Raw genomic sequence first — 22,862 nt, forward strand, 5'->3', positions numbered from 1 at the left:
AAATCAAATTAAGTGACTTAGTGCCTTTGTGATTTCAGTGAAAAATACTTTTTGATTTTTATAAAATTCAATTTTTTTGCAGCAGAGGCCTTATAATATCAAAGCGCCTATTAGAGTATTGTTTCCCTATCTAAATAAAATCATTCAAATGATAACGGTTAACTCGACACACCTTTTGCTCCTATTGCAAAGCCTTTCTATTTAAATAAATCGGCATTTTTGCACGCAGTCTCATTTACCTTATATATTTTTTATAAATATATCTGGCGACTTTTCATCAGATTCGTCTTTATCTCTTCTCTCTTTTCTAGAAAAAAAAGGGGAGACCTGCATTGACTGCTGCTCCATTTTCCTTCGCCGGCTAGGGCTATCAAGTTTTACGCCGTTATCCCACTTAGCATCTAAAAGAAAGAGTTTTTTAGGTATATTTGTGGGTATCCGCGGAGAAGGCGGTTGTTGTACAGCATCATACTTCTTGATTAACTCTTCTATTTTTGTTGAACTACCACACGTTGTAGATAACTGAGCTATAGGTTTATAGATTTGTGCCATGGTCGATTTAGTATTAAAAAAAACACCTTCTAAAGGCTTATTAACCGTTTGTATGACTTGATTTACTAATAAAGAAGATTTACAGTCACCAGCATAAAGCATATTGTTACTAACTATTTTAATGCCTTGTTGTTCTAAATAATTAACTAGAGACTTCATCTTAAGCCAATCTGGTATCGCGCCATGTGGTGAATCTTTCCCCCTAACTGGCTGAATTAGTATAAACTGAACATTTTTTTCACTATCATATTCCGCTTCAAAGGCACCGTACGCATGAAAATAATCATTATTGGGTTTAGAGTCTGAAGGAGCTAAAAATGGCGTCTGCAACTGTTTCTCTAGCTCTTTTCCACCCGTTGCAAGTAAAATACCATTCCTATCGAGTATTAAAAATTTAAGGGTTCTCAACGCGGTATTACTGAGAACTTGCCCGGCCTTTAAGAGATCATGCAAAGCTATTTCTGATAAGACACAGTCTCTTTCTAATTTTCCTGAAGAGCTAGTTACCTGAGAATCATATTCTATAATTGATAAATCAGATGTATTACCTTCTAATGAATCAGCGGCAGTTACTTCATCTTCCTTTTTCTTCTGACGCTTGTTTAGGCTTCCTTCAGTGGACTAAATTTACGCTTCATACATCTAATACCAACACTTGAATTTACTACGATTATACCAAATTGTTTACTTGTAAATCAACAGATCCTTTATTCAAACAAATTTTAATGTGGCTTCCAGAATTGTTATCTTTAAATAACTAAAATCAGCTTAAAATGTCTGTATAAGCCTATTTTTGTCGGCCATACCATTACATACCGAATTTAAATGTTTTACCAACTAAGTAGTTCGTTTTATAATTTCTGCATTAAATTCTAAACTTTTAATAAGCTCCTATGGAGGAGCTTTAAAAGTAAGGTTAAATGGCCTAACTTAATAATAAAGATATAAAATTAAAACCACTGGTTTCCGCCTAAGTGCCAGACAGAAATATTCTTAATGCCCTGTGCTTCTATTAACGCTCTCTTTCTATTAAGTGAGTCTGTTGTCTGAAAATTGTAAGTAATATTATCATGTTCCCAGAAATATTCATAAGAAGATGGGTCAAGTCTAGCGGTAGAAAATCCAGGATAATTTTTTGATTGCGCATGAGTGTCAATTTTAATTCCATAAGAACCAGTCACACCATGATACCCATAGGAAGGCATACCAATAACAAGCTTATTAATGTCTGTTATTTTGGACTTAGTATGGTTAATAATATTAATGACCCAATTATTAGGTGCTATGGGTTTACCTACGCCATGATCATATTGATAATCGTAAGCCATAACAACAATATAATTAACAGGTAAATTATTGAAGTCTTCATATTGCCACTTGTAATAACCTTGTTCAATGCTGTTTGATATCGGCGGGCCATCAATCATAAATTGTGCATTGATTGACCATAACGCGTTACCTAATTCCATGACGAAAGTTTTATAGTTACGGTAATTAGCCTCTGTCCAACTCCCAAACCCTTCAAAGTCAAGCTCGACACCTGTAAAACCTGTATCTTTAATAAAATTTACTAATTTATTAACTGCCCTGGCTCGCTTGGTTGCATTCGAAGTTAACGCTACCATGGAACTTGCGTCTGCAGACACCGTTACAAATTGTTGTTGTGAGTGAGCCTTAATACTTTCTATATTTTTTCGGTTATAAGCATTACAGCCAGCTTCAGATACATTTAATCGACGAACGATTCCTGCATCATCCACTGTAAAATACTCCGGTTTTAAAACGTGGATAATTCGGCCGTCTGTATATTCATTTTTTGCATTACAAGCAGGATTGCCTGGATAAATCCAGGCCTGAACATTAGCACCGCAGGCATAAATAGCTTGCGCTGAAAAAAATAGAATTGTTCCTGAATAAAAAGGTAACCATGACTTCATATTTATATCCTTAGTTATTTACTTAATCCATTAAGGAAAATCTTTGGGGCAATTAGTATATTGAAAATAAAAGCTTTTTTACAATAAGTCTGCAGAGTTATTAGTTCTCATTTATTTGTGAATGGGAGATTTTACCGCTTAGAACATCCAATTTAACCATGAGCCGCCTGTAAGCTTGTAGCATAATCTATATCTGATAATGCTGAGTCTTATTTAGGGTTTCAAGAAACGACCCTTTCTGAGACCAGAGTTAGTCGAATTAGTTAGCGGAGAGCTCTGAGCTGTTTCGGAATAGCACCTTGGCCATCTTTCAAGATTTATAAAAATCAATTTTAAGATTATTTAGGAGCATAGGCCGAATGAAACAAAAATATATAGATATTTATATGAAATTTTTTAAGCAGCAGAAATCTCAACATGCATGGGTATATTATATTGATTTAATGAATCTTGTAAGGCAAGCCGAACAAATTGTTTATCAGAATAGCCAAGCTTATCTGCAAAGACTTTAGCTTTTATAGCACTAACTATTTTACGATCATGCTCTAAATCACAAAGATATTGAACGGAGATACCTAACCTTTTAGCAAAATGAGTTTGGCTTTCTTCTTCACCTAATCGAATAGCACGAAGGGTTTTACCTAAACTTAAAGGGCCTACTTGTTTTTCTAGATATTCACGTGCATTAATACTCATGTTTATTTACCTCTTCAACTGTAATAAGCTCCATACTGCCGTTTGATGTCATTGTATAGATAGCTCGGTAACCTTTAGAAAGACGTATAGAGCGCTGGCCTAATCGGTTACCTTTTAAAGGTTCATCATGATAGCCTGGTATCTTTCGAACTTGATAAACTCCTAATTGTTCTACTGAATCGAGTCAAATTAATAATTTAATTTTTATATGTTCCGATATTCTTTGTAAATCTTTTTGAGCCCTTTTAGAAAGCTCTACAATACTTAACGCTTTCAACGCCTAGTCTTAAATTTATCTAAATACAAAATAAGTGTAAAAAGCTAGTAAACATAACTCGAGGAGATGTAAGGCATGAATTTCAAAAAACGAAGGATAATAATATTGGTAACAAATGAGAGTCCTTCATATAATTTTTCTTAAATGTAATTGTCTTATATATTTTTTTACTTGAACTAGGCAGAGGCAAGCATGAATCCTAATGAAAAGAAAATTTTAAAGCTAAAAGTAATATTATTTATTTCAACTCTTTCTGAATACCCATAAAATCATCTGATGAATGTTACGTGACAAGAGATCGAAATACATGAAATGGAATTTTACCCACATCTTTATTATTTTCAATTATTTAATCCTGCCATCGGTCTGCTCGGCCGATCACCCAGGACTCTTTGTCGAAAATGGTGCCGGAGGAACAATTTGGACTATACCGCCACAAACCTTACCCCAGGGTAAATTTGCATTGTCTACGGTTTTTCAATTACAAAAATTTCAAAGTTTAAATGGCGAAAAATTAACGCACAGAGCTGCATTACTAAAAGATAACGTTGATACTCTCGATTATCTTTTACAATCATCTTTAAGTGTCGCAATAGGGATTACGAATGATGTTTTATTAAATTTGAATCTTCCTTATATTAGTAGAACTGAATTGCGTCATGGTTCACCTGCCCATAATCCTACTAAACCACCTCATACACATGAAGAAGGTAATGCCAATGGCCTTGGTGATTTGCTTATTTTACCCGAATGGCGTTTTATCCATAATCAGTCAGTACTATTTGATGCCGCGTTATTAGTTGGTATATACGTTCCGACTGGACAAACAAATATAAAAAATATCAATGGTGAGCTCTTCGAGCCCCATCATCAACCTGGAACGGGGGCATTTAGTCCAGCTGCAGGCCTCTCTGTAAGTCAAACAATCTTAAAAAATAATTCTCTCTATGCTAACTTTCTTTTTACAAAAATGAATAAAGGTGCTCATAATTCGAAACGAGGTAATGTAATTGATTGCAATTTAAGTATGGCGCATCTATTTGAAACTTCTCATCATCATAATGACACAGGTCAACCATCTGATCTACAAGCAACTGGGTTGTTGGAATTACATTGGAGTTGGCATAACAGAGATAGTGATTATAGTATTTTGGATTCTAATACAGGAGGCAACATACTTTATTTAGCTCCCGGGCTTATTGTTAACTCTCAAAATGGTTTATCTGCCTTTATCTCAGTCGGTTATCCAATTTATCAAAAACCGAATGGAGTACAAACATTTGCCTCTACACAAGTAATTTTTGGAGCGACTATCCTTGTTTAAAAATAAAACTTGGCATTGTATTTTCTTAATTAGTTTTTTAACCCTCCCAAGTAAAAAGGTGCAAAACCTTATAGGAGTTATGATATCTGCAAAACTCTTGAGTGCATAGATAAGTACTAGCGAAATTCACTAATAATACTACAGCTTTATTTTTGTAACACCGTCGCTTTAACTATAAAAAGACCTAGGTACAGACGTATCCTGACTGAACCCTCGTATTTCCATACCTAAGATTATACTTAACTTTTGTTGCTTTTATAAGTTTAAGCTATATATTTAAAATAAATTTAAATACTTTAAATTGGTGCAGACTTAGGGGGAGAGAGCTATAGAAATGGTTAAGTCATTATGACAAAATTTTTTTATAATTTATTTATTTCTGAGCGATTACGTTTCGATGTAGTCAACTACGCTTATGCAAAAAGCTTAGTTGGATTTGCCCTATCTTCTTTATTGATTGGGCCACCTATTTGCCTATATTATTACTTTTTTATTCAGCCTGAAATGGCTTACTTAATTATTACAGAAATAGTTTTTATTTTTTGTACTATAGTGCTTATGCGGGTAACTTCTTCTGTTATAATCTCTCGTGAAATCATTATACTCTCACTAATTTTTCTCTTCTTTTGGATTTCATTAAAGATTGATTTTCTTGACTCGCCAAGTACTTATTGGCTCGTATTGCCACCTTTTTTGTGCGTGTTATTAGGTGGGTTTCGAACTGGTTTTCTTTGGCTTTTAATTATCACGATATTACTTTTTAGGTTATGGTATTTAGAGTTAAGCGATCAGGAGTTTCTTTATCTTAATCCATATCATAATGCAACTTATGTTTTTATCTCTATTTTAGGATTAATTTATATTTGTTTTTTTATAATCTATGTATCTGAAAGCGGACGAATAGAAGGGTTGAAACTAAAGTATCGAGCTTATCATGATGCGTTAACTGGATTATATAATCGGTACACTTTTGCAGATAAGTTAGAATTAATGATAAGTAAAGGGGCTCCCAAATTACTTATTATAAAGATTTCAGTTGATAATTTCGATACTATTAGTGAATCGCTTAGTAGTCTCATGGGCGACTTAATTTTAAAAAAGATTACTAACCGTCTTATCAAATATCTTCCTTCGGATGCTTGTCTTGCTCGTCTTGGAGAGGATATTTTTGGTGTAATAGCTGAGGTTCCAACTATACACTTACCAATCTTACTAAAAGAGTTAGCGAGACCTTATGCTTTAGATAAAGAGCGACTTCAAATGAGATTTAGTATGGGAGTTACTCATTATCCAGATGATGCCACAACAATAGGGCCGATATTAAGGTATAGTAAACTTGCACTTATTCAGGCTAAAAAGCTAGGTGGAAATAGAATTTCTTATTTCAGTAAAAAAATGGCAGAGCTAGATGAGTACCGCCTTACTATTCAATCCAAACTTCCGTATGCATTAGCTAAAAATCAATTCCTACTCAATTTTCAACCTAAGTTTCTAACCTCTGAACCCAGAAAACTTGTTGGGATGGAGGTATTATTGCGTTGGACTCATCCTTCATTAGGCCAAATTTCTCCAGGGTTTTTTATCCCAGTTGCAGAGCAATTAGGATTAATTACGGAAATAAGCGATTGGGTTTTAGATATGTCTCTAAAACAATATCAACTATGGAAAAGAAAAGGATTGCTTAAAGATGATATTACCTTAGCTGTTAATTTCTCAGTACCGCAACTAATTCGTCCAGATTCCCTAAGGCTTATTCAGGATATTATTAAGACTAATGATTTTGATCCCTCTTGTTTGGAGATAGAAATAACTGAATCTATTTTTATCAATGATAAAGAGAAAGGGTATGTAAAAGAAGTATTAAATCAATTACGTAATTTCGGCGTGCTAGTTGCTTTAGATGATTTTGGAACCGGCTTTTCATCATTAAGTTATTTAACTCAAATTCCACTTGATATACTTAAAATTGATAAATCTTTTTTAAATAATTTTTCTCAAAATAAAATAATTTTCAGAACGATCATTTCTTTAGCTCATAGCTTAAATTTAAAAGTTGTAGCTGAAGGTGTTGAACGAGAAGAGGAGTTGAAATTCTTATCTTCTTTACAGTGTGACTATATACAAGGGTTTTATTTAGGAAAACCAGTTTCAGCAGATAAAATGGAAAATTTACTATTAACCCAGCGCATAAACGATGCAAATGCAAAATCATGAAAATTACGAAAGTTAACTTAAGAGCACTGTTGCAAAAATTTTACCTTTTTAAAGGTGGGCCGAGCAGACATTATTATTGAGCTGTTCAGTATTCATAGTGCAATTCTAAAATAACTATTTTTAATTAAGTTATAGAAACAATTAGTTAAGGTTTAAAAGAAGGTGAGTGACATTTTCATCCCTTGAGATTGCTCTTTTATCTGCATTAAAATGTCATTAACATTACCTGTAATGTCCGACTCTGATGCAAAAAATTTTCTACTTTTTGCAAGTGGGATTTTGAATTCAAATGTTAGCTATCTTTGCCCTTTAAGTGGGAATTTAATTTAATGATTTAAGTTTCCTAAGTTTTGCCGGTGGAAAATATTTTTTTGATTTCTACCAGATTAACTTTTTTACAACAGAGCCAAAAAAATGACGAAAGAAACGCTGAGCAAACTAACCAAAATAAAATATAAAGGCGATAATCAAAAATAAACTAGCGTCTCAAAAAACGACCGTTTCTAATCCTTAACGCTTCTTTCACTTAAATTAAAGTGTAATTGATTAGCTGATTTTGTATAACCTCAGTTAAAGGAGCAGACTTGGGCACTTAAATTATCTTGTATCAATAGACATGTTACCGGTTAGCAAATTACTATAATTAGCTGAGAGAGCATAAAGGAAGGATTATATTAGGCCAATGGTTAAAGCTATCCAAAGAGGTAGGCCATCTTTCTGTGTTACTTATATTTTAATAAAGAGTTTTTAAAATCGTTTAACCCAAATGCATACTGTTTAAAATGGAGCGATTGTCAATTATTTAGGAGGTTATTATGAAAGAAAAAGAGGCAATAGAGCTGGAAAAAATATATGGCTCATCAGCAGTTGCAAATAAATTACGACGAATTGCAGAGGCTATTGAGCAAAATACAGGCTTTCAAATACAAATAAACAAAAAGCGTATTTATGTACCCGTTGATGTGTATGTTGAATTTGAATATGAAGAAGAAAGCGATGAATACGAGCTTGGAATTGAAATAAAGTGGAAAAAAAATAAAGGTTAGTTTTTCTTGGGAAAGAAGTTGAATTAACTTATTAAAATCCCACATAAATAGTAAAACAGAATACACAGAACAATATTAAGTTGAGTTATTATGAAAATATCGTATAAAAAGCAATCCCTTAAACGAAAAAATAGTGATGTATGTGTTGTAACGGAATATCCTACCCTAGATAAAAATCTAGATTTTGCGGTAGTGAACATTTCAGGTTGATATCCTGACCACAAGCATGCAATGAATAAAAAATGCAAGGAAATCGTTTATATCCAAAATGGAGCAGGAAAAGTAGTCATTAATAATAATGAATATTTGTTAAATATTGGTGATGTCGTTTTAGTTGAGGCTGGTGAAAAATATTATTGGGAAGGTAATATGACGCTTTATATTGCGTGCAATCCTGCCTTTGATATTGATCAGCATCAGATTGTTGATTAATTTTACAGTAAGGATTATAAATTTGATACTAGAACAAAAATTGGATTAAATTTGTCACAAAACGGTCCTTTTCGGCAGAATCCCTGCCGCCTCTAACAGATTAAAATATTTATGGTCTCAAAAAACGAAACTTTTCTGAGACTCCACTTAATTTCAACCATCAAAAACATTATGCAGGCGACTTGTTTATACTGCTATCTCTATTCTAAATAACGTGAGTTCGATATTATTTTAAGCCTCAATTAAAAAATTTGAACATAAATCAAGGGAAGGTTTTTTCGGTTGTAAAGCATATGCAGCCAATCCTGCCAAGAGATTGACCATAAAATTATTGACACTTCGGTATCTGGAATGTTCAATTTGGCTAATATTTTTGAGCTGATCATTGACTGACTCAATAATAGCCCGCTTGCGTAATAGTAGTTTATCAATAAGCGGCATGAGCTTATTGTGCATATTTTTCTTAATTTTGGTAATAAGTTGTAATCCACGTTGATATAATTTGTCAAAAAGGGTTTGAGAAATATAGCCTTTATCACCTATCATTTTCCCTGAAAGGCCTTGTGTCATTTGGTCAACTGGGGCACGGTCATCGGTTGTCGCTTGGGTAAGCTTAAATGCCATAATTTCTCCCTTGTCATTGATAACCAGATGTAATTTAAAGCCAAAAAACCAGCCCATTGAGGATTTGCCTTTTTTAGCAATCCCTTTGAAAACCCGATTAGCAGAGGCTCTTTTTACATGACAAACATTGATGGTGGTTGCATCTACAAAATAAATACCGGTTTGATGTTTACTTTGTGTATGAATAAAAAAACAAAGAGGCATAAGAATCGAAGGCATTAACTCTACAAATCGATTGTAGCTTACTAGTTTTGGAAATGCAGGGCCCAAATGCTTTTGGACATACTGCGTATAATAAGTCTTAAAATCACGAAATCGAAGTTGATGGAAGTAAATCATTATGGTTATGATTTCGCTTGGAGTCAGAGAGCAGGGCTTTTGAGATCTTTTTATACCGTACTCAAGTTGAATCTTTTCAAACTCTGGAAAAAATTCTTCTGCAAAATCATCGACAACACAAAATAACTCTACTAAATTATCCATCATGGTCCTTTTAAATCAATTTTGACTAAATCTGAGAAATTCAGCCAAATTTGATAACAAAAAGGACCTTATTTTCAATTGGTTACTTAAAATTTAATATCGAACTCACGTTAATTTAATTTCTTAATGTGTCTAAAAACAACTTAAGGCTAGAGATCAATTTAGAAATAGTTGTACATTTAAAATTTGCTGTAGTTAGACATTCTGCAAAATGGCCTCATAGTTTGGGGGGTGGAAGAACCGGCAAAATTGTTAATTATAAATTAACATCCTTTCCAAAAAAATTTATTTAGATGTTTTTCAAGCGCTTTTACCATCATGGCTGCACCTTTTAAAAAACTAAATTAGGCAAGGTATAAAATGACAAAAGTATAGTAAATATTTGCCATAATTGATCAATTTAGTACTACTTGATATAATATATGAACATTTATGCCTAATTTATAAGAAATATGTCGTACCCCTATATTCGTAAAGCTGAACCCAATGATTATGATGCGATATGGAAAATATGGATGCAAGATCATATTATTCAATGGATGTCCTTTACTAAACAAACCCAAGATGAATTTAGAGAACATTATGCGCATATGGCAAAAACGAGCGATATCTATGTGCTTATTGATAAAATCCATGATCAAGAGAAAATTGTTGGAGTAAGAAGAATTAAGTTTGGTAAAAATCAGCATCAACATATCGCAGAATATTGCTCCATGGGTATTGATGAGAATTATCAGGGAAAAGGTTATGCAAAATTCTTTTATCAAGAATTTGAAAAAATTGTGCGTCTAGCAGGTATTAAAAGAATACAACTGACTCAAAGTGGTGGAAATTTCGCAGCTTTTCATATAGCAGACAAAGATTTTTCTGAAGAAGCTGTTTTTCCTGACTGGTTGCAACGGCACAATAACAGTGGTAGTTTTTATCTCATTGAGCGCTATATTTGTCGTTTTCTAGATGATGAATTAGTTAAAGTCGCTTCAAAATTACCAAGCCTAAAATATGAGGAGACTATTCCTCCATTACAATCTATAAATAACGACGCTATTACTGTTAAACGGGCGAATAATCAATATACTGTCTATTTTCAAGAAAAACCCTTATTAACTCTTGATGTTGAACCCGATAACTCTGTAATTCCACACATTGCCTTCCTGTCAATTCAACTCCATATGCCAGAACATCAGTCAGAAGCCACCCAAGCTTTGCAAAAAATTCTCTCGGATATTCTACAAGAAAAGCGTGTAAAAAAAGTAGAACTGTTTACAGCTGAATCTGCTGTAGCTCAATTATGTCGAAGCACTGGTTTTTTTGTTCGCGGCGAAACTAAAGCTTCTTATTATGATGATAAAGAGGGGTATAAAAACGAATTAGGGGTAGAGTATAGCTTTTTTAATATTACTGACGCTCAAAGTTTAATAATTGCCAAAATTGTCAATACAGAAAAAAGAGACAGAGTATCTTCTGCACTTTCCAACTGTTCTATAAAGATTAATGAATTAATCGAGAACAAAACTTGTGATGCTTTAGGTGCCCGTTATCTTGAAAATTTAATTTATCAAATGGTTCGTGATAGTTTGGGACCAAATAAAGTCTTTTCACTGGCCGACAAACGATGGTTGCCACTTCTCAAGACGGCCCCCTGTGCTTTACAGGATGATTTAAGCCGTCTTCTGAATCGTTTACAAGATACAGGAGCTGTTTTCTTTAAAGCGAACATAGAAAAGAATACTTCCATCAATCCTGTAACTGAAACGAATACTTATCAATAGGCTATATTATTCAGATTAAAATGGTATAATTCATAATTACTTACTTTGGTGGTTATTCAACACGACCCCTAGTTTAGATGAAGCCGGCACTTTTACCCCCTACCTTTATTTTTAGAATAAAGTTTCTAAAATTTTGAAATTTAATACCTGAATTAGAAAAATATTTTATAAGCCCCTCTGTAAGAACCTCAAAGACGATCGTCCTTGCTTAAATTAGTTTTTTGAAGCTGATTTTTTAGGAAATTTCTTTTCATAAATATAACGAAATACATCCATTAATTAGTTCACATTGAACATAAAGGAAAACTATTAATATTACATGATGTAAAATTTCTATCTTAGCTTTTCATATTTATAAAAGATCAATTATGGAACACCCCTATCCTATCCTCAAAAACCTGAATCCGTTTACCTAAAGAGTTCCTAAAATTTATGAAAAGAGGTCCTGAAACTATAATTCGAGGAACTTAGGTTGTAAAACTTAGAAGTTTTGCAACCTGTGTTGAAATAATTCTCCATTAAACGAAGCTTAGGCTGTTGAAATAAAACAGCAATAGCCAGTAAGATATGATTTTGCAGTAAACGGCCGATGCTTGCCTAACAACCTGCTTCCTTACTTATCTTATTTAATAAGAAAAATAGCATGTATAAATTCCTTGATTTTTTTAAAGACAAACAAGGCCGAATCGTATTATTTCAGATGCCTAACTGGCCTCTGATTTTGTGGTTTATATTCGCAGTATTAGATTTTCTTTGGAGCAGTAATCAACCCAAAATTCATTATCTTTTACAGATGCTCAGTTTTGGTTTTATCTTTACTTGGGCATGGCTAGAGATAACAAGTGGCGTGAATTACTTTCGCCGCACACTTGGTTTGTTAGTCTTAATTATCGCAGTTTACTCTCAATACTATAACTGGAATTCTTTGCAGGAAGGTACGAAATTTTCCATCACAAGCTTATAACCCCTTGCCCGTCTAGGCTGTAACCTATAAATTGATTTTTTTATTGAATATTTAAATTTTGTAAAATTGGGATAATCCCCTCTGCGGTAGAAAAGGTGGCCGTCCTAAAGTGGATGCTTCAAAAATTCAGGCTGCTAAACGTATGCATCAGGATAAGACTTTAGGTATTTCCGATATTTGCAAAGTGCTTAATATTTCTAAGCCAACCTTGTATCGTTATTTAATTTCCTAATAAATTAGCTTGCAATAAGGGATGGCTCATATATGTTGCAAAAATAAGATAGTTGTATACTAAGCGAATTTAGCTAGTCATTTCTATGCGTTTAAGAAATCCATCTGATTTCAAATGGCGACATTTTCATGGCGAAGTGATTTTGCAATACGTGCGTTAGTATTGTAAATACGGAATCAGTTATCGTGACTTAGAAGAAAGATGGCGGAGGGGGACTGTAATTGATCACACCAGCATTATAGGATTTACGATACACGCCTTATTAATTTTTAAAATGAACACTTTATAATTTTACCCACAGGATCCTGATGATAAAACTGGACTAATAAATCGTAGATCTCAGGATAATACCTCTTGATTGTTGTAGGTTTTTCGAAAAATAACTCCGTGAATACCGCAAAAAATTCCGCAGCAGAAGTAGCAGCATAATGATCTATCGGGATAGGAATGTGCTGTTGTATCTGAGTTTCAAAATCAGTATATGCATTGTTAAATTCTTCAGCCCATTGTTGTGCTGACATCCCCTTATGAAGAGGGGGAAAACCATTTGCTCTACCATTTCGCATATCTAATTTATGAGCAAACTCATGAATCACCACATTACGACCATCAATTTCGCCATGGTGCAATGAGTCATCCCAAGATAAAATAACTGGTCCACGTTGCCATGATTCACCACTTAAATTAGCTCTGCCTATATGTTCAATACCATATTCATCTATTTCTCTACTCTGTCTTGAAAAGGCCCCAGGATATATCACTACGGATACCCACCCATCATACCAATCCAACCCAAGGTTCAAAATAGGAAGGCAAGCTTGCAAAGAAATACTTAATTTAATAGAGGTTGTTATCTCTAAATCACCAATACCTTCCAATGACTTATAGTAAAGAAACAAAATTGATAGCCGCTTGAGTCTTTCTTTCTCCTCATCACTCAAGCGCCGAAGTAAAGGCAAAGATTGAAAGGCCTCTTTCCATTCAGTATCCGTTACGGATGAACGCTGTATGATACGTTCTTGCCACCATTCTTTTAACCATTGAAACATTATTTGTAGTATTAGAAATAGACACCTAGCTCTGATAACAGAATCACATTATCTAGCTTCTTTGTCTATACTCTCTTTGACCTTTATAAGTGCGCTCAAATAAGTAGGCGAAAGTCGCTTTTTAAAGACAACCTAAAATTATGAGAGGTCCTTAAAGTAGAAGGAGGTACTGAAATGTCAATTTTATGGGTTATACAATAACAACGAATGATATTTTCTTAATCTTTACATTTTCATTTTAACTTGGAATTATAATAAACATTTATTGACAAATATTTACATGCTGATTAATTAAACCTCTCTTACAGACGTAGAGATAATTTATTATGTATAGTTTCTTAGACAAGCAGCTATAAAACTAGCTGATTCTAGTTTTGCCAAAAAGGTAGGTAAGGAATAGTTAATGGCCTACTAGGGGATAGAATTATAGCCAGTGCTGCGCGCAAGGAAAATTAAGGCGCAAAGGCTGCTTTAAAACCTTAGGAAACGCCTAATAATCTTTTTCCATCTGCTCGTAATTCACCGTTTGGAGCCATATGTTTATCGGTATACCTTTATGTGCTATATACACTATAAAAAGTCAATAATTGATTACAATTAACCCTTAATCGTTTTTTCCTATAACCTTTTTCTCAAGGATGAGCACAAATGCCTAAAGAAAACATTCCCTATTTATTAGATGAAACGTTGCGTATCCATAATTTCAATATTAATTGTAAAGTGGTGGGTATTCCAGGATCAGCAAATGATAGCCAGCCTTATATTTTAGTTATCCCAGGAGGCCCTGGTTATGGTTTAAATATGTATAAATATTTTGTTTATGCCCAAATAGCTAAGGCTAGTGCAGAGCGACGGCCCCTTCCGCATTTTATCCTTTATGACCCATTAGGTTGTGGCAAGAGTGATAAAGCCAAAAATCCGCAAACTGAATATACGGTTGAACATTTTACAGAAATGGATGCTAGCCTAGTAGAAACTATCAAGGAACGATTAAATATTAAGAAGTTGAATTTAGTCCTTTGTGGCCGATCTTTTGGACATATGGTTGCCATGAACTTCCCTTTATGTCGCCCGCAATGGCTGGAACCATCATCTGATATTCACATACAAAAGATTTTATCTATTGTTGGTGCTAATGGTGTGGGTAATAAAGAATATGCACGTCATTATCTGCGCACACAATATGCCAATTCACCTGCCTTACCGCAAATGCAAGCTGCCGAAGAAAAGTTATTTTCTGGATCAATACAAGACCAGACTGATTTTGTTAAACATTTCATTGTACCTATGGCTTTCGCTTATTCACCTGAAGCAGCAAATTCGCTCCTGATGCGAGGATTGTTAACGTTCATTAGTTCTAATCCGAGTTTAACCGTTACGACATTAAAAAGTATTAATTCGTTATTACAAACCTTTGGTGTTGACAATGAGGGGTTAAATACAAATATTACCACGGTTGCAGAATGTTCGTTAGACGTACTGAACCATTTTTTTAAAACTGATTTTAATAATTTCGATACTATTGATAGAGTAAGAAAAAATATTGAACTTTATCGCCAAATTCCAATTTGTTTAATTACATCTTATAAGGACCACATGATTGATCCTAGTGTTGCGGAACAAATTCATGCCCTTTTACCCGATACGTCCTGTACGATTACTTTTACGACAGCGCACATTATTACTAAGAAAGATACTAAAGATTTTTACAATGATTTGACATATGATTTCTTAATAGAGAGTAAAATTAACCCTGATATGTTAAAAAATAATACTGCTATCCATGATTTTAAAACCACACCATATTTTTCAAAAGAAAAAAGGCACCCATTTTCAGCTTTAATAACTTCTCATGCTGCAGAAATATCGCAATATCAGCCTATACCACCTTTAATGACAATTAATAAAGTAGAAGGTAATGCTACCAACGCGTCATTAATTACACCATCTGTAGAAACATCGTCGTCAAAAAATGAAATTACGCCCAAAGATGAGTACGTATCGGCATTGAAATTATAACTATATAGGGCTTTGTTGCAAAAATTTTCTTGGCTTCTCGAAAGTGAGACTTTGAATCAAAGATTAAGCATTTTTATTCTTCAAGTCGTAATAATTATCAAACCCAGTTTCTTGTTTTTGACACATTTTAAATAAAATTATTTTATTTTGGATATCAGTAAAAACTTAGTGTTTTATTAAGAATTGAAGTCCTAGAATTCCAAAAAGAGGTCCTGAAAGTATCATTTCCGGACCTCTTTAATGACAGCGAGAGTTTTTGAAGTTCAGTTCTTTTTATTTTTGCTAAGAGTTCCTTTTTTAGTTAAAATATATTCTTTTCAGGAACTTAGATAAAAATTATGTCAAAAGAAGGTAAAGCGAAAGTTTTAACGGATGCTGAATTTAGACGAATCTTAGCAGTGGCTAAAGATAGTACATTTGCCATTCGCAATGTGGCGATGATCTATTGTTCGTTTGGCTTAGGGCTGCGAGCAAAAGAAATTGCTTCTTTGACTATTGCAGATGTTGCTGATAGCCATTACCGCTTACTTGATGAAATTTGTCTTAAGCGCTCCATGACCAAAGGTGAAAAACAACGTTATGCTTATTTAAGTAATAAAAAATTACGAGAAGCACTACAAATCTATCTTAATCAATTAAAAGCAAATAGCATACCCCGCCATAAACCTTTCTTTCAAACGCAACGGCGAAGTCGCTTTACACCGAATACTTTACAAAAATGGTTCCGAAAATTGTATGACAAAGCAGGGATTTTGGTGCAAGTTCACATTCAGGGCGGCGAACCTTTATCACCAAACTTATTGAGCAAGGGGTCGATATTAAAGCCGTATCAAGATTAGCGGGTCATGCTTCCATTGTCACAACCTCTATTTACGTCGATGATAATCCAGATAGACTTAAACGGATTGTTGCGAATTTGGCATTAATTTAAAGCGTGGGATTGAATACTGAAAATTAAGAAAGGTATTATGGCTTTTAATTATTTACATAATTAAAACGACCGGTTATGGAACTACCTCTAACCTACTCCCAAAAGCCTGTAAATTAGTCGCTTAACTGGTTATTTAATTAACGTTACGTAAATATATATTTTATTTATTTATGTGACTAAAGGCAATCTAAGGCTAGAGCTCAATTGGGAAATAGCCTTACCTTAAAATTTAGCTATCGTTAAACATCCTGCAGAATTGTTCCACAGTTTACAAATGAAGCTGGCCATTTTACCGCCAACTGTATCTTTGGGTTAAAGGTTATAATAAGTAAATAGGCAAATTAAATCATGCTAATTGAGGCATTCGTATGAATCATTTAACAAAGAAAAGAAATCATTCACTAAAGAAAAATGATTTGGATTACAAAAAATCAGTTGAAAAGATGGTAGACGAAACACTAAAAGATACTTTTCCAGCAAGCGATGCGCCTTCATGGTATGGTGGGAAAGATAAAAAAAGGGATTCTACCTTTAAAAGATAATCTTATAACTTGGTTTTAGCCTAAATTGATGAATACCTTTGTAATTGTTAATGTGCTAAAATTTTTGTATATTTTATGGATTGATTTACTATTATATGACTTAACGTCTTAACCTCTACTTAGCTAAGTTACATTCTACTCTTTTAGAAATACTACACAACCTTATCCACAGAAATTGTGAATAAATTTAAGATACCTCTAAGCACATAGGGATCGGTCTTGCTCAAACATAGCTAACTTATTTTCAAGTTCTGCTTGTTCTTCATAAAGACGAGCGAGTTTAACCGCACTACTATCTATAAGCGCCCTACTAGCATGAGGAAGCCCATCACTATAATCTTTCTCCATCATCTGTAAATAACAACCTTCTGAATGAATTTCATGATTTATTCTTTTTAATTTATCGATAAGTTCTTTTTGTAAATGAGAAAAACTTTTTGCAGATTCATCTGGCCTATTAAATTGAGCCCCATGTTTATCACTTAATTCAATGCGAGCTTTAATTTCAGCTACCTTTTGAGGATTAGTTATACCTAAAAGCTCACGTTCTAGTTTTGTTTCTTGCCTCCTGCGTGCTCTAACGTCTTTCCGCTCTTTAAAAAGTGAACCAATGTAAGAATGGTTATAAAATCCTTTTGGTGTGGACCATCGTTTACTTCGAAGTATAAATGAGATGGCGTTCAATTTATGCTTGAAACTTTCACAATGCTTAAATTGATTCGGATCGGTTGCTGCAAAAACAATCTCCGCAAAAAGTTGTTCTGGATCTGAGATAAGAATACGGTGTTTATGCTCAATATTATAAAGCATGCCCTTAATTTGGTTTTTAGCCTCTTCAGTAATTAAACCCTCTAGTTCTTTTTCGTATTTAAAATTTTTCGTGAAAGTTTTATTAGGATTGCAACGGATATCCTTTTCACCAAAATTAACAGTATATGTCTCACTAATATTATTATTAAAACAATTATATTTTTTATCTTTATATATAGAAGGTATCGGTTTTGACTTTTCGATCGTCTCAATTTGCTTTAATTGTGAACTTTGTGTTAGGAATTCACTCTCATTTTTGCATAGTCTCTTTTGAGGTTTTAAATATGAAGTTTGATTAATCAGTTCAAGAAGCTTTTCTGTAATTCGAATATAGGTCCGCTTCTTAACCTCAAACTCATTAGGGTTGTTATTTCTATTTTTAGCACAAAAGGTACTTCGCCTTTCAATGAGTTCTAAATCAGAAAACTCTTTGATGTATTTCTTTAAAGTGCTCAGCCCTATCCCTACTTCTTGTGCGATATCCTCATAGGGCCGCATAAACCAAATAGAATCAGAGTTCTTTAATTTAAATTTGGAGTTTTGCCACCAATATATAAATTGATCGAGCAAGTAAGCTTTCTTAGGGCATCTTGTTAATGTCTTTAGGACATTAAATCGCTCATGAAAAATTGAACAAAGGTTCCCCATAGATAATTTCCTTATCTTTGTTGTTTTTTCTAGGGAACGTAGCTAAAATAATAATTGGATGAATCCAAAAATTTTAGATAAAAAATTCCTATCTAATTTTTGGTAGAAAATTAGCTTCGTTCCAAGCTAAGTTTTATAAGTCCTGATAAGTTTGCCGACTTATCAGGACTAAACTCTTTAATATTCCTTGTTTTTAATTAAGCATATGTTTTTCCTATTCTTATTAATTCTTAATAAGTTATCACCATCTTCATAAGAATCTATATCATCTCTTTAAAATCCGCAATATTTGTCAAATAAAAATAAAAAATGCGGAATTGTGATTTTGTTGTTGATAAATAGATAATTTACCTCTAAATTAAAATTTCATTATTTTTAAAAAATAGGAATAAAAATGAAAAACCAAGCAGGGATTGAGTATATACGAGCTTTGATAGGTCGGGGTGAAAGTGTGCTCAGACAAATTGAAGAAAGTGGTAGAGCTCCTAACAATAATAAGATTTTAGAAAGAAGGTGGTCGTTAAAAGAGACGGCAGAATTAGTTGGACGTTCCAGTAGTTCCATCTTGAAAATTCAAAATCAATTGATAAGTGATGGGTTGCTGGATGATATTGAAAAAAACCAAACGACTAACAGAATTGCAGGATATACGCTTAAACAAATTAATCAATTTAGACAACATTTTAAGACATACCCAAGACGAGATGCGTCGCAGGATGAATGTTTAGTTTTAGCTATTCAAACCTTTAAAGGTGGCGTTGGAAAATCAGTTACGAGTGTTGCAGTAGCGCAGTATTTCGCGACTCAAGGTTATCGAGTTTTATTTATTGATATGGATTCACAAGCTTCTTCGACTAGTAGCTTTGGTTATATTCCTGATAGAGATATTGAAGATAAATGTACCCTATTACCATTTTTTAGAGGTGAAAAAGATAATTTAGATTATTGCATACGTAAAACTTATTGGGATGGCTTAGATATAATTCCTTCTAATTTACAACTCTATAACCTTGAATTAGGAATTGCAGAACAGATAAAAGATCTTCCTACAGTTGAAAAAAGTTATTTGTTTTCAGAATTGAAACAGGGTATTAATTCAGTAAAAGATGCTTACGATTTAGTAATAATCGATAGCCCGCCAGCTCTAGGTTTTACTTCAATGAATATCCTTTGTGCAGCAGAAGCCTTAGTTATTCCTACCCCTCCAGCTTTATATGAATTTAGTTCAACCGTACAATATCTTCGTATGATTGAAAATGTTATTGAGATGATTGCACCGGAAAAAGAATTTCATTTTATTAAAATATTAGCAACAGACGTTTTCTTAAATCAAACTAATCATAGAGAGTTTTTACCAATAATGCAGGATGTATTTGGTTTTCATATGATGAGCAACTATTTTTTACATACAACTGAAATTGGAAATGCTGCTATTGATTTTCAAACAGCACTAGAAGTTAGAAGGCCTCAAAAAAGAGCATTAAATATTATTAATTCATTTTGCAAAGAGCTCGAATTTGAGGTATGGAAAACGTGGCCAAGCAAGGTTAAAAGGCTTGAGAAAGCTGGTAAGTTCGTAGTAAGTGGGGAGGCTACTTATGCGTAAAAGAAGATCTTTAGCAGGTGTGATTGTTGATGAAAATCAAAATAAATTAGAGAATGCAAAAGTTGTCTTACCTGCCGCATCGCGAACGATGACTACTAAAAGTCAAACAGAAATAGTGCGGGGCACAGAATTCTTAATAGATCCTTTAGATTGTCGACCTTGGCGATTCCATAATCGTGATACAGTGTGGATGAATGTAGAAAAATGCCAAGATCTAATATCATCTATCCGAAAAAATGGCCAGAAGGTACCTATATTTGCGCGGAAATTAGAAAATGACCCCGAAGGTAAGAATTGGGAGATAATTGCAGGTAGAAGGAGATGGTTTGCCTGTAACTACCTTAAACAAAAAGTACGAGTCAAAGCTGTTGAAGCTAGTGATAGAGAATGCGCTATATTAATGAATCTGGAAAATAAAGACCGTAATGATATTAGCGAATTTGAAGACGCTATTAGCTATAAGCAGCAACTTGATGCGGGATTATTTGATAGTCAAGATGAAATGGCTTCAGCTTTGGATTTAAAGAAGAGTAAATTATCTAAAATGTTATCTGCTGCTAAAATTGTTAGTTACAAAGAAATTATGGTTCTATTTGACGACATTACTCTTTTGAAAATCAACCCAATATATTCATTAGTAGTTTTATTAGAAAAAAATGCTAATTATAGGGAAATTATTATTAATGCTGCAAAAGGGTTGAAAGATAAAATTCAACAAAGGAAGACTCATATAAAGCCAAATGTTATTATTAATGAGCTTATTAAGGCAATTAATAAAGATGATAAGAAATTTAATGTAGCAAGAAGTTATAAAGTTGATGACAAAGTTCTTTTTAAGGCTATTCAACCTACTTACAAGAAATTTGTATTTGAGTTTAATAGGTCTAATTTTTCTAATATACAATCTGAAAAACTTAAAGCATTAGTTTTAGAAGCATTAGATGAATTTATCTAGGTCACTATTCTAGTTTCATTTATGAAACTATTAGTTAAGTATTTGAAAACAAAAGAAAATATTAAAATTTTGGGAAAACTTAATTAATTTTAGGTTTTCCTATCTAAATTAAGTTTATTCAATCCAAGCAATTTTACTCTTAGTTCTTAAGTTAAAAAATTATACAATTTATAATTGAAATTATTAAAATAAATTTATTGAAAGAAATTTGCGTAAAGAAACAAGTGCGAAATGATACTGTAATGCATTATTTTTTACGTCAATCGTCTGGATTGCTATATATAAATTCTCCTATAAAAGTAATTTTTAGATGATTAATTCTATTTTACTAAAAGATGTTTATTGTATAAACATCTTAGCTGTATCTATGTTACAATTTTCCTTCATCTATAATGAATGATATAACTTAAAATTTTTAAGATAGGATCAAATTTTGTTTCAAGTTGAGTTACAAGTAAGAGATTATGAATGTGATTTTCAAGGTATTGTAAATAATGCAAACTACTTACATTATTTTGAGCATGCAAGACATACTTTTTTATATAAAATGGGTATAGATTTTTTTACAATTACCAAAAAAGAAATACATTTAGTAATCTACAGAGCAGAGATTGATTATTTTATACCTCTGACCTATCAAGACAAATTTAATGTTATCGTGAAATTTGAACGTATATCCAAAATAAAAGGAATATTTAATCAAAAGATAACGATAAATGATATTATTTACACCAAAGGCTTATTTTTTATAACTGCAATTAATAGCAAGAAAAAGCCTATAAATCTTGATTGTATAAATTTAAATAATTTATGCATTTATTAAATGTATGTTTGTCGTAGTAAATCCGTTTTTTTCTAGAGTTTGGTTTAGATTAGGAATTTCTAAAACGCTTCCAATTTTATTAAACGAGCCTAGGTATCCTAATTTAATTGCCTCAAATACAGCATGAGTAATATTGGAACAATTTAATTTTTTTATAGAGGATTTTCTGTAATCATTAACAGTAGCCTGAGAGATATTTAATATTAATGCAGTTTCACTAGAAGTCTTACCGTTTGCTGCCCAGAACAAAATATCTATTTCTCGCTGAGTAAGTGAATTTATATTATTTAATCTATTTAATATAACATTTTTTCTGTAATACTTATCATTAAGAATGAGGGAGTTTTCGTAAGCAGGATGATTAAATTTAATTAGATCCTCAAATTCGTCAACAAAATAAAGACAAAATTCATTAAAGTTAGAAAGTGTATTTTTGTAGAAAACTTCATAATCATTAATTATCTTATTTCTTATCGCGCCAAATATAAATATACATTCAGGACACCGTCGAACTGTATAATAACCTCTATATATAGAAAATCGCTCTTCAAGTTCTCTCTTTAAACTTAAAGAAACCGAATTAGTTTTATCACAAATATAAAAATCATTACCAGTAATTATCTTATCACTGTAACTATAATCTTCTTTATAAAAACTTTCTCCATAATAAGGTTTTAGTAGGTGATACATATTAGATAAAACAAATTTTTGACTATTATTAAATACGATATAGCAAACGAAATATTCCATATTACATTTATTAAGTTTTTCACAAACTTCATTAATTCTATTTTTATTTCCGAGGCTTAAGATGTAAGGAATATCCATTTAGTTTCATCAAATTATAGCGAATCGAGAATAAAATCCTAAATATGATTTAATGTCAACCCTAAAATGTAGGGAGTTTAATCGTTATCTAAAAATGT

The 22,862-nt window shown here is 32.7% G+C and carries 21 protein-coding genes and 1 pseudogene; 15 read left to right on the forward strand and 7 right to left on the reverse strand.

Annotated elements, in window-relative coordinates; genetic code table 11:
• Positions 1–240 precede the first annotated feature (240 nt).
• From ACQUW5_RS13920 to ACQUW5_RS13930, 3 genes are all read right to left on the reverse strand, one after another.
• Positions 241–960: a hypothetical protein gene (locus ACQUW5_RS13920; RefSeq protein ID WP_444991876.1), complete on the reverse strand. Its 720-nt coding sequence runs from the start codon at positions 958–960 to the stop codon at positions 241–243.
• 542 nt (positions 961–1,502) lie between these two features.
• Positions 1,503–2,489 (reverse strand): glycoside hydrolase family 18 protein, encoded by a 987-nt coding sequence (locus ACQUW5_RS13925; protein ID WP_444991877.1) that lies wholly within the window; start codon positions 2,487–2,489, stop codon positions 1,503–1,505.
• A gap of 396 nt (positions 2,490–2,885) precedes the next feature.
• Complete coding sequence (locus ACQUW5_RS13930; protein ID WP_444991878.1) at positions 2,886–3,185, reverse strand: helix-turn-helix domain-containing protein; 300 nt, start codon at positions 3,183–3,185, stop codon at positions 2,886–2,888.
• A gap of 584 nt (positions 3,186–3,769) precedes the next feature.
• Between ACQUW5_RS13930 and ACQUW5_RS13935 the strand changes: the two genes are divergently transcribed.
• The 4 genes from ACQUW5_RS13935 to ACQUW5_RS13950 all read left to right on the forward strand — a co-directional run bounded on the left by ACQUW5_RS13935 (position 3,770) and on the right by ACQUW5_RS13950 (position 8,478).
• Positions 3,770–4,786, forward strand: a complete 1,017-nt coding sequence (locus tag ACQUW5_RS13935; protein ID WP_444991879.1) for a transporter — start codon at positions 3,770–3,772, stop codon at positions 4,784–4,786.
• A 348-nt stretch (positions 4,787–5,134) separates the two neighbouring features.
• Entirely contained in the window at positions 5,135–7,000 is a 1,866-nt protein-coding gene (locus ACQUW5_RS13940; protein WP_444991880.1) for a putative bifunctional diguanylate cyclase/phosphodiesterase, read from the forward strand.
• 815 nt (positions 7,001–7,815) lie between these two features.
• Complete coding sequence (locus tag ACQUW5_RS13945) at positions 7,816–8,046, forward strand: amphi-Trp domain-containing protein (protein WP_444991881.1); 231 nt, start codon at positions 7,816–7,818, stop codon at positions 8,044–8,046.
• A gap of 231 nt (positions 8,047–8,277) precedes the next feature.
• A complete protein-coding gene (locus ACQUW5_RS13950; RefSeq protein WP_444991882.1) occupies positions 8,278–8,478 on the forward strand; it encodes an AraC family ligand binding domain-containing protein in 201 nt (66 codons plus the stop codon).
• Between the two features lie 231 nt (positions 8,479–8,709).
• Here ACQUW5_RS13950 and ACQUW5_RS13955 read toward each other — a convergent pair whose 3' ends face one another.
• On the reverse strand, positions 8,710–9,588 hold the full coding sequence (locus ACQUW5_RS13955; protein ID WP_444991883.1) for an IS982 family transposase: 879 nt from the start codon (positions 9,586–9,588) through the stop codon (positions 8,710–8,712).
• 449 nt (positions 9,589–10,037) lie between these two features.
• Here ACQUW5_RS13955 and ACQUW5_RS13960 point away from each other — a divergent pair, with 449 nt between their 5' ends.
• From ACQUW5_RS13960 to ACQUW5_RS13975, 4 genes and pseudogenes are all read left to right on the forward strand, one after another.
• Entirely contained in the window at positions 10,038–11,357 is a 1,320-nt protein-coding gene (locus tag ACQUW5_RS13960; protein WP_444991884.1) for a GNAT family N-acetyltransferase, read from the forward strand.
• A gap of 643 nt (positions 11,358–12,000) precedes the next feature.
• Positions 12,001–12,321, forward strand: a complete 321-nt coding sequence (locus ACQUW5_RS13965) for a hypothetical protein (protein WP_444991885.1) — start codon at positions 12,001–12,003, stop codon at positions 12,319–12,321.
• A gap of 109 nt (positions 12,322–12,430) precedes the next feature.
• Positions 12,431–12,553 (forward strand): helix-turn-helix domain-containing protein, encoded by a 123-nt coding sequence (locus ACQUW5_RS13970; RefSeq protein WP_444991886.1) that lies wholly within the window; start codon positions 12,431–12,433, stop codon positions 12,551–12,553.
• A gap of 85 nt (positions 12,554–12,638) precedes the next feature.
• A pseudogene (locus tag ACQUW5_RS13975) lies at positions 12,639–12,791 on the forward strand (IS6 family transposase); the annotation flags it as partial.
• A gap of 31 nt (positions 12,792–12,822) precedes the next feature.
• Here ACQUW5_RS13975 and ACQUW5_RS13980 read toward each other — a convergent pair.
• A complete protein-coding gene (locus ACQUW5_RS13980) occupies positions 12,823–13,602 on the reverse strand; it encodes a M90 family metallopeptidase (protein WP_444991887.1) in 780 nt (259 codons plus the stop codon).
• A 648-nt stretch (positions 13,603–14,250) separates the two neighbouring features.
• Between ACQUW5_RS13980 and ACQUW5_RS13985 the strand changes: the two genes are divergently transcribed.
• The 4 genes from ACQUW5_RS13985 (at position 14,251) to ACQUW5_RS14000 (ending at position 17,094) form a co-directional block, all read left to right on the forward strand.
• Positions 14,251–15,621, forward strand: coding sequence for an alpha/beta fold hydrolase (locus tag ACQUW5_RS13985; protein WP_444991888.1), 1,371 nt, complete (start codon positions 14,251–14,253; stop codon positions 15,619–15,621).
• A gap of 338 nt (positions 15,622–15,959) precedes the next feature.
• Positions 15,960–16,460, forward strand: coding sequence for a tyrosine-type recombinase/integrase (locus ACQUW5_RS13990; RefSeq protein ID WP_444991889.1), 501 nt, complete (start codon positions 15,960–15,962; stop codon positions 16,458–16,460).
• Entirely contained in the window at positions 16,439–16,552 is a 114-nt protein-coding gene (locus ACQUW5_RS13995) for a hypothetical protein (RefSeq protein WP_444991917.1), read from the forward strand. The genes ACQUW5_RS13990 and ACQUW5_RS13995 overlap by 22 nt, the downstream gene beginning before the upstream one ends.
• Positions 16,553–16,920: 368 nt before the next feature.
• Entirely contained in the window at positions 16,921–17,094 is a 174-nt protein-coding gene (locus ACQUW5_RS14000) for a hypothetical protein (RefSeq protein WP_444991890.1), read from the forward strand.
• A 198-nt stretch (positions 17,095–17,292) separates the two neighbouring features.
• Here the strand turns inward: ACQUW5_RS14000 and ACQUW5_RS14005 are convergent, their stop codons facing one another.
• Positions 17,293–18,552 carry a hypothetical protein gene (locus ACQUW5_RS14005; RefSeq protein WP_444991891.1) on the reverse strand — a complete coding sequence of 420 codons (1,260 nt, stop codon included), beginning with the start codon at positions 18,550–18,552 and terminating at the stop codon, positions 17,293–17,295.
• 394 nt (positions 18,553–18,946) lie between these two features.
• Here ACQUW5_RS14005 and ACQUW5_RS14010 point away from each other — a divergent pair, with 394 nt between their 5' ends.
• The 3 genes from ACQUW5_RS14010 to ACQUW5_RS14020 all read left to right on the forward strand — a co-directional run bounded on the left by ACQUW5_RS14010 (position 18,947) and on the right by ACQUW5_RS14020 (position 21,936).
• Complete coding sequence (locus ACQUW5_RS14010) at positions 18,947–20,158, forward strand: AAA family ATPase (protein WP_444991892.1); 1,212 nt, start codon at positions 18,947–18,949, stop codon at positions 20,156–20,158.
• On the forward strand, positions 20,151–21,113 hold the full coding sequence (locus ACQUW5_RS14015) for a ParB/RepB/Spo0J family partition protein (protein ID WP_444991893.1): 963 nt from the start codon (positions 20,151–20,153) through the stop codon (positions 21,111–21,113). The genes ACQUW5_RS14010 and ACQUW5_RS14015 overlap by 8 nt, the downstream gene beginning before the upstream one ends.
• A gap of 433 nt (positions 21,114–21,546) precedes the next feature.
• Positions 21,547–21,936 (forward strand): acyl-CoA thioesterase, encoded by a 390-nt coding sequence (locus tag ACQUW5_RS14020; RefSeq protein ID WP_444991894.1) that lies wholly within the window; start codon positions 21,547–21,549, stop codon positions 21,934–21,936.
• Here ACQUW5_RS14020 and ACQUW5_RS14025 read toward each other — a convergent pair.
• A complete protein-coding gene (locus ACQUW5_RS14025; protein ID WP_444991895.1) occupies positions 21,922–22,764 on the reverse strand; it encodes a helix-turn-helix transcriptional regulator in 843 nt (280 codons plus the stop codon). The genes ACQUW5_RS14020 and ACQUW5_RS14025 overlap by 15 nt on opposite strands.
• Positions 22,765–22,862 lie beyond the last annotated feature (98 nt).

It is taken from the genome of Legionella pelazae (genome assembly GCF_052527395.1).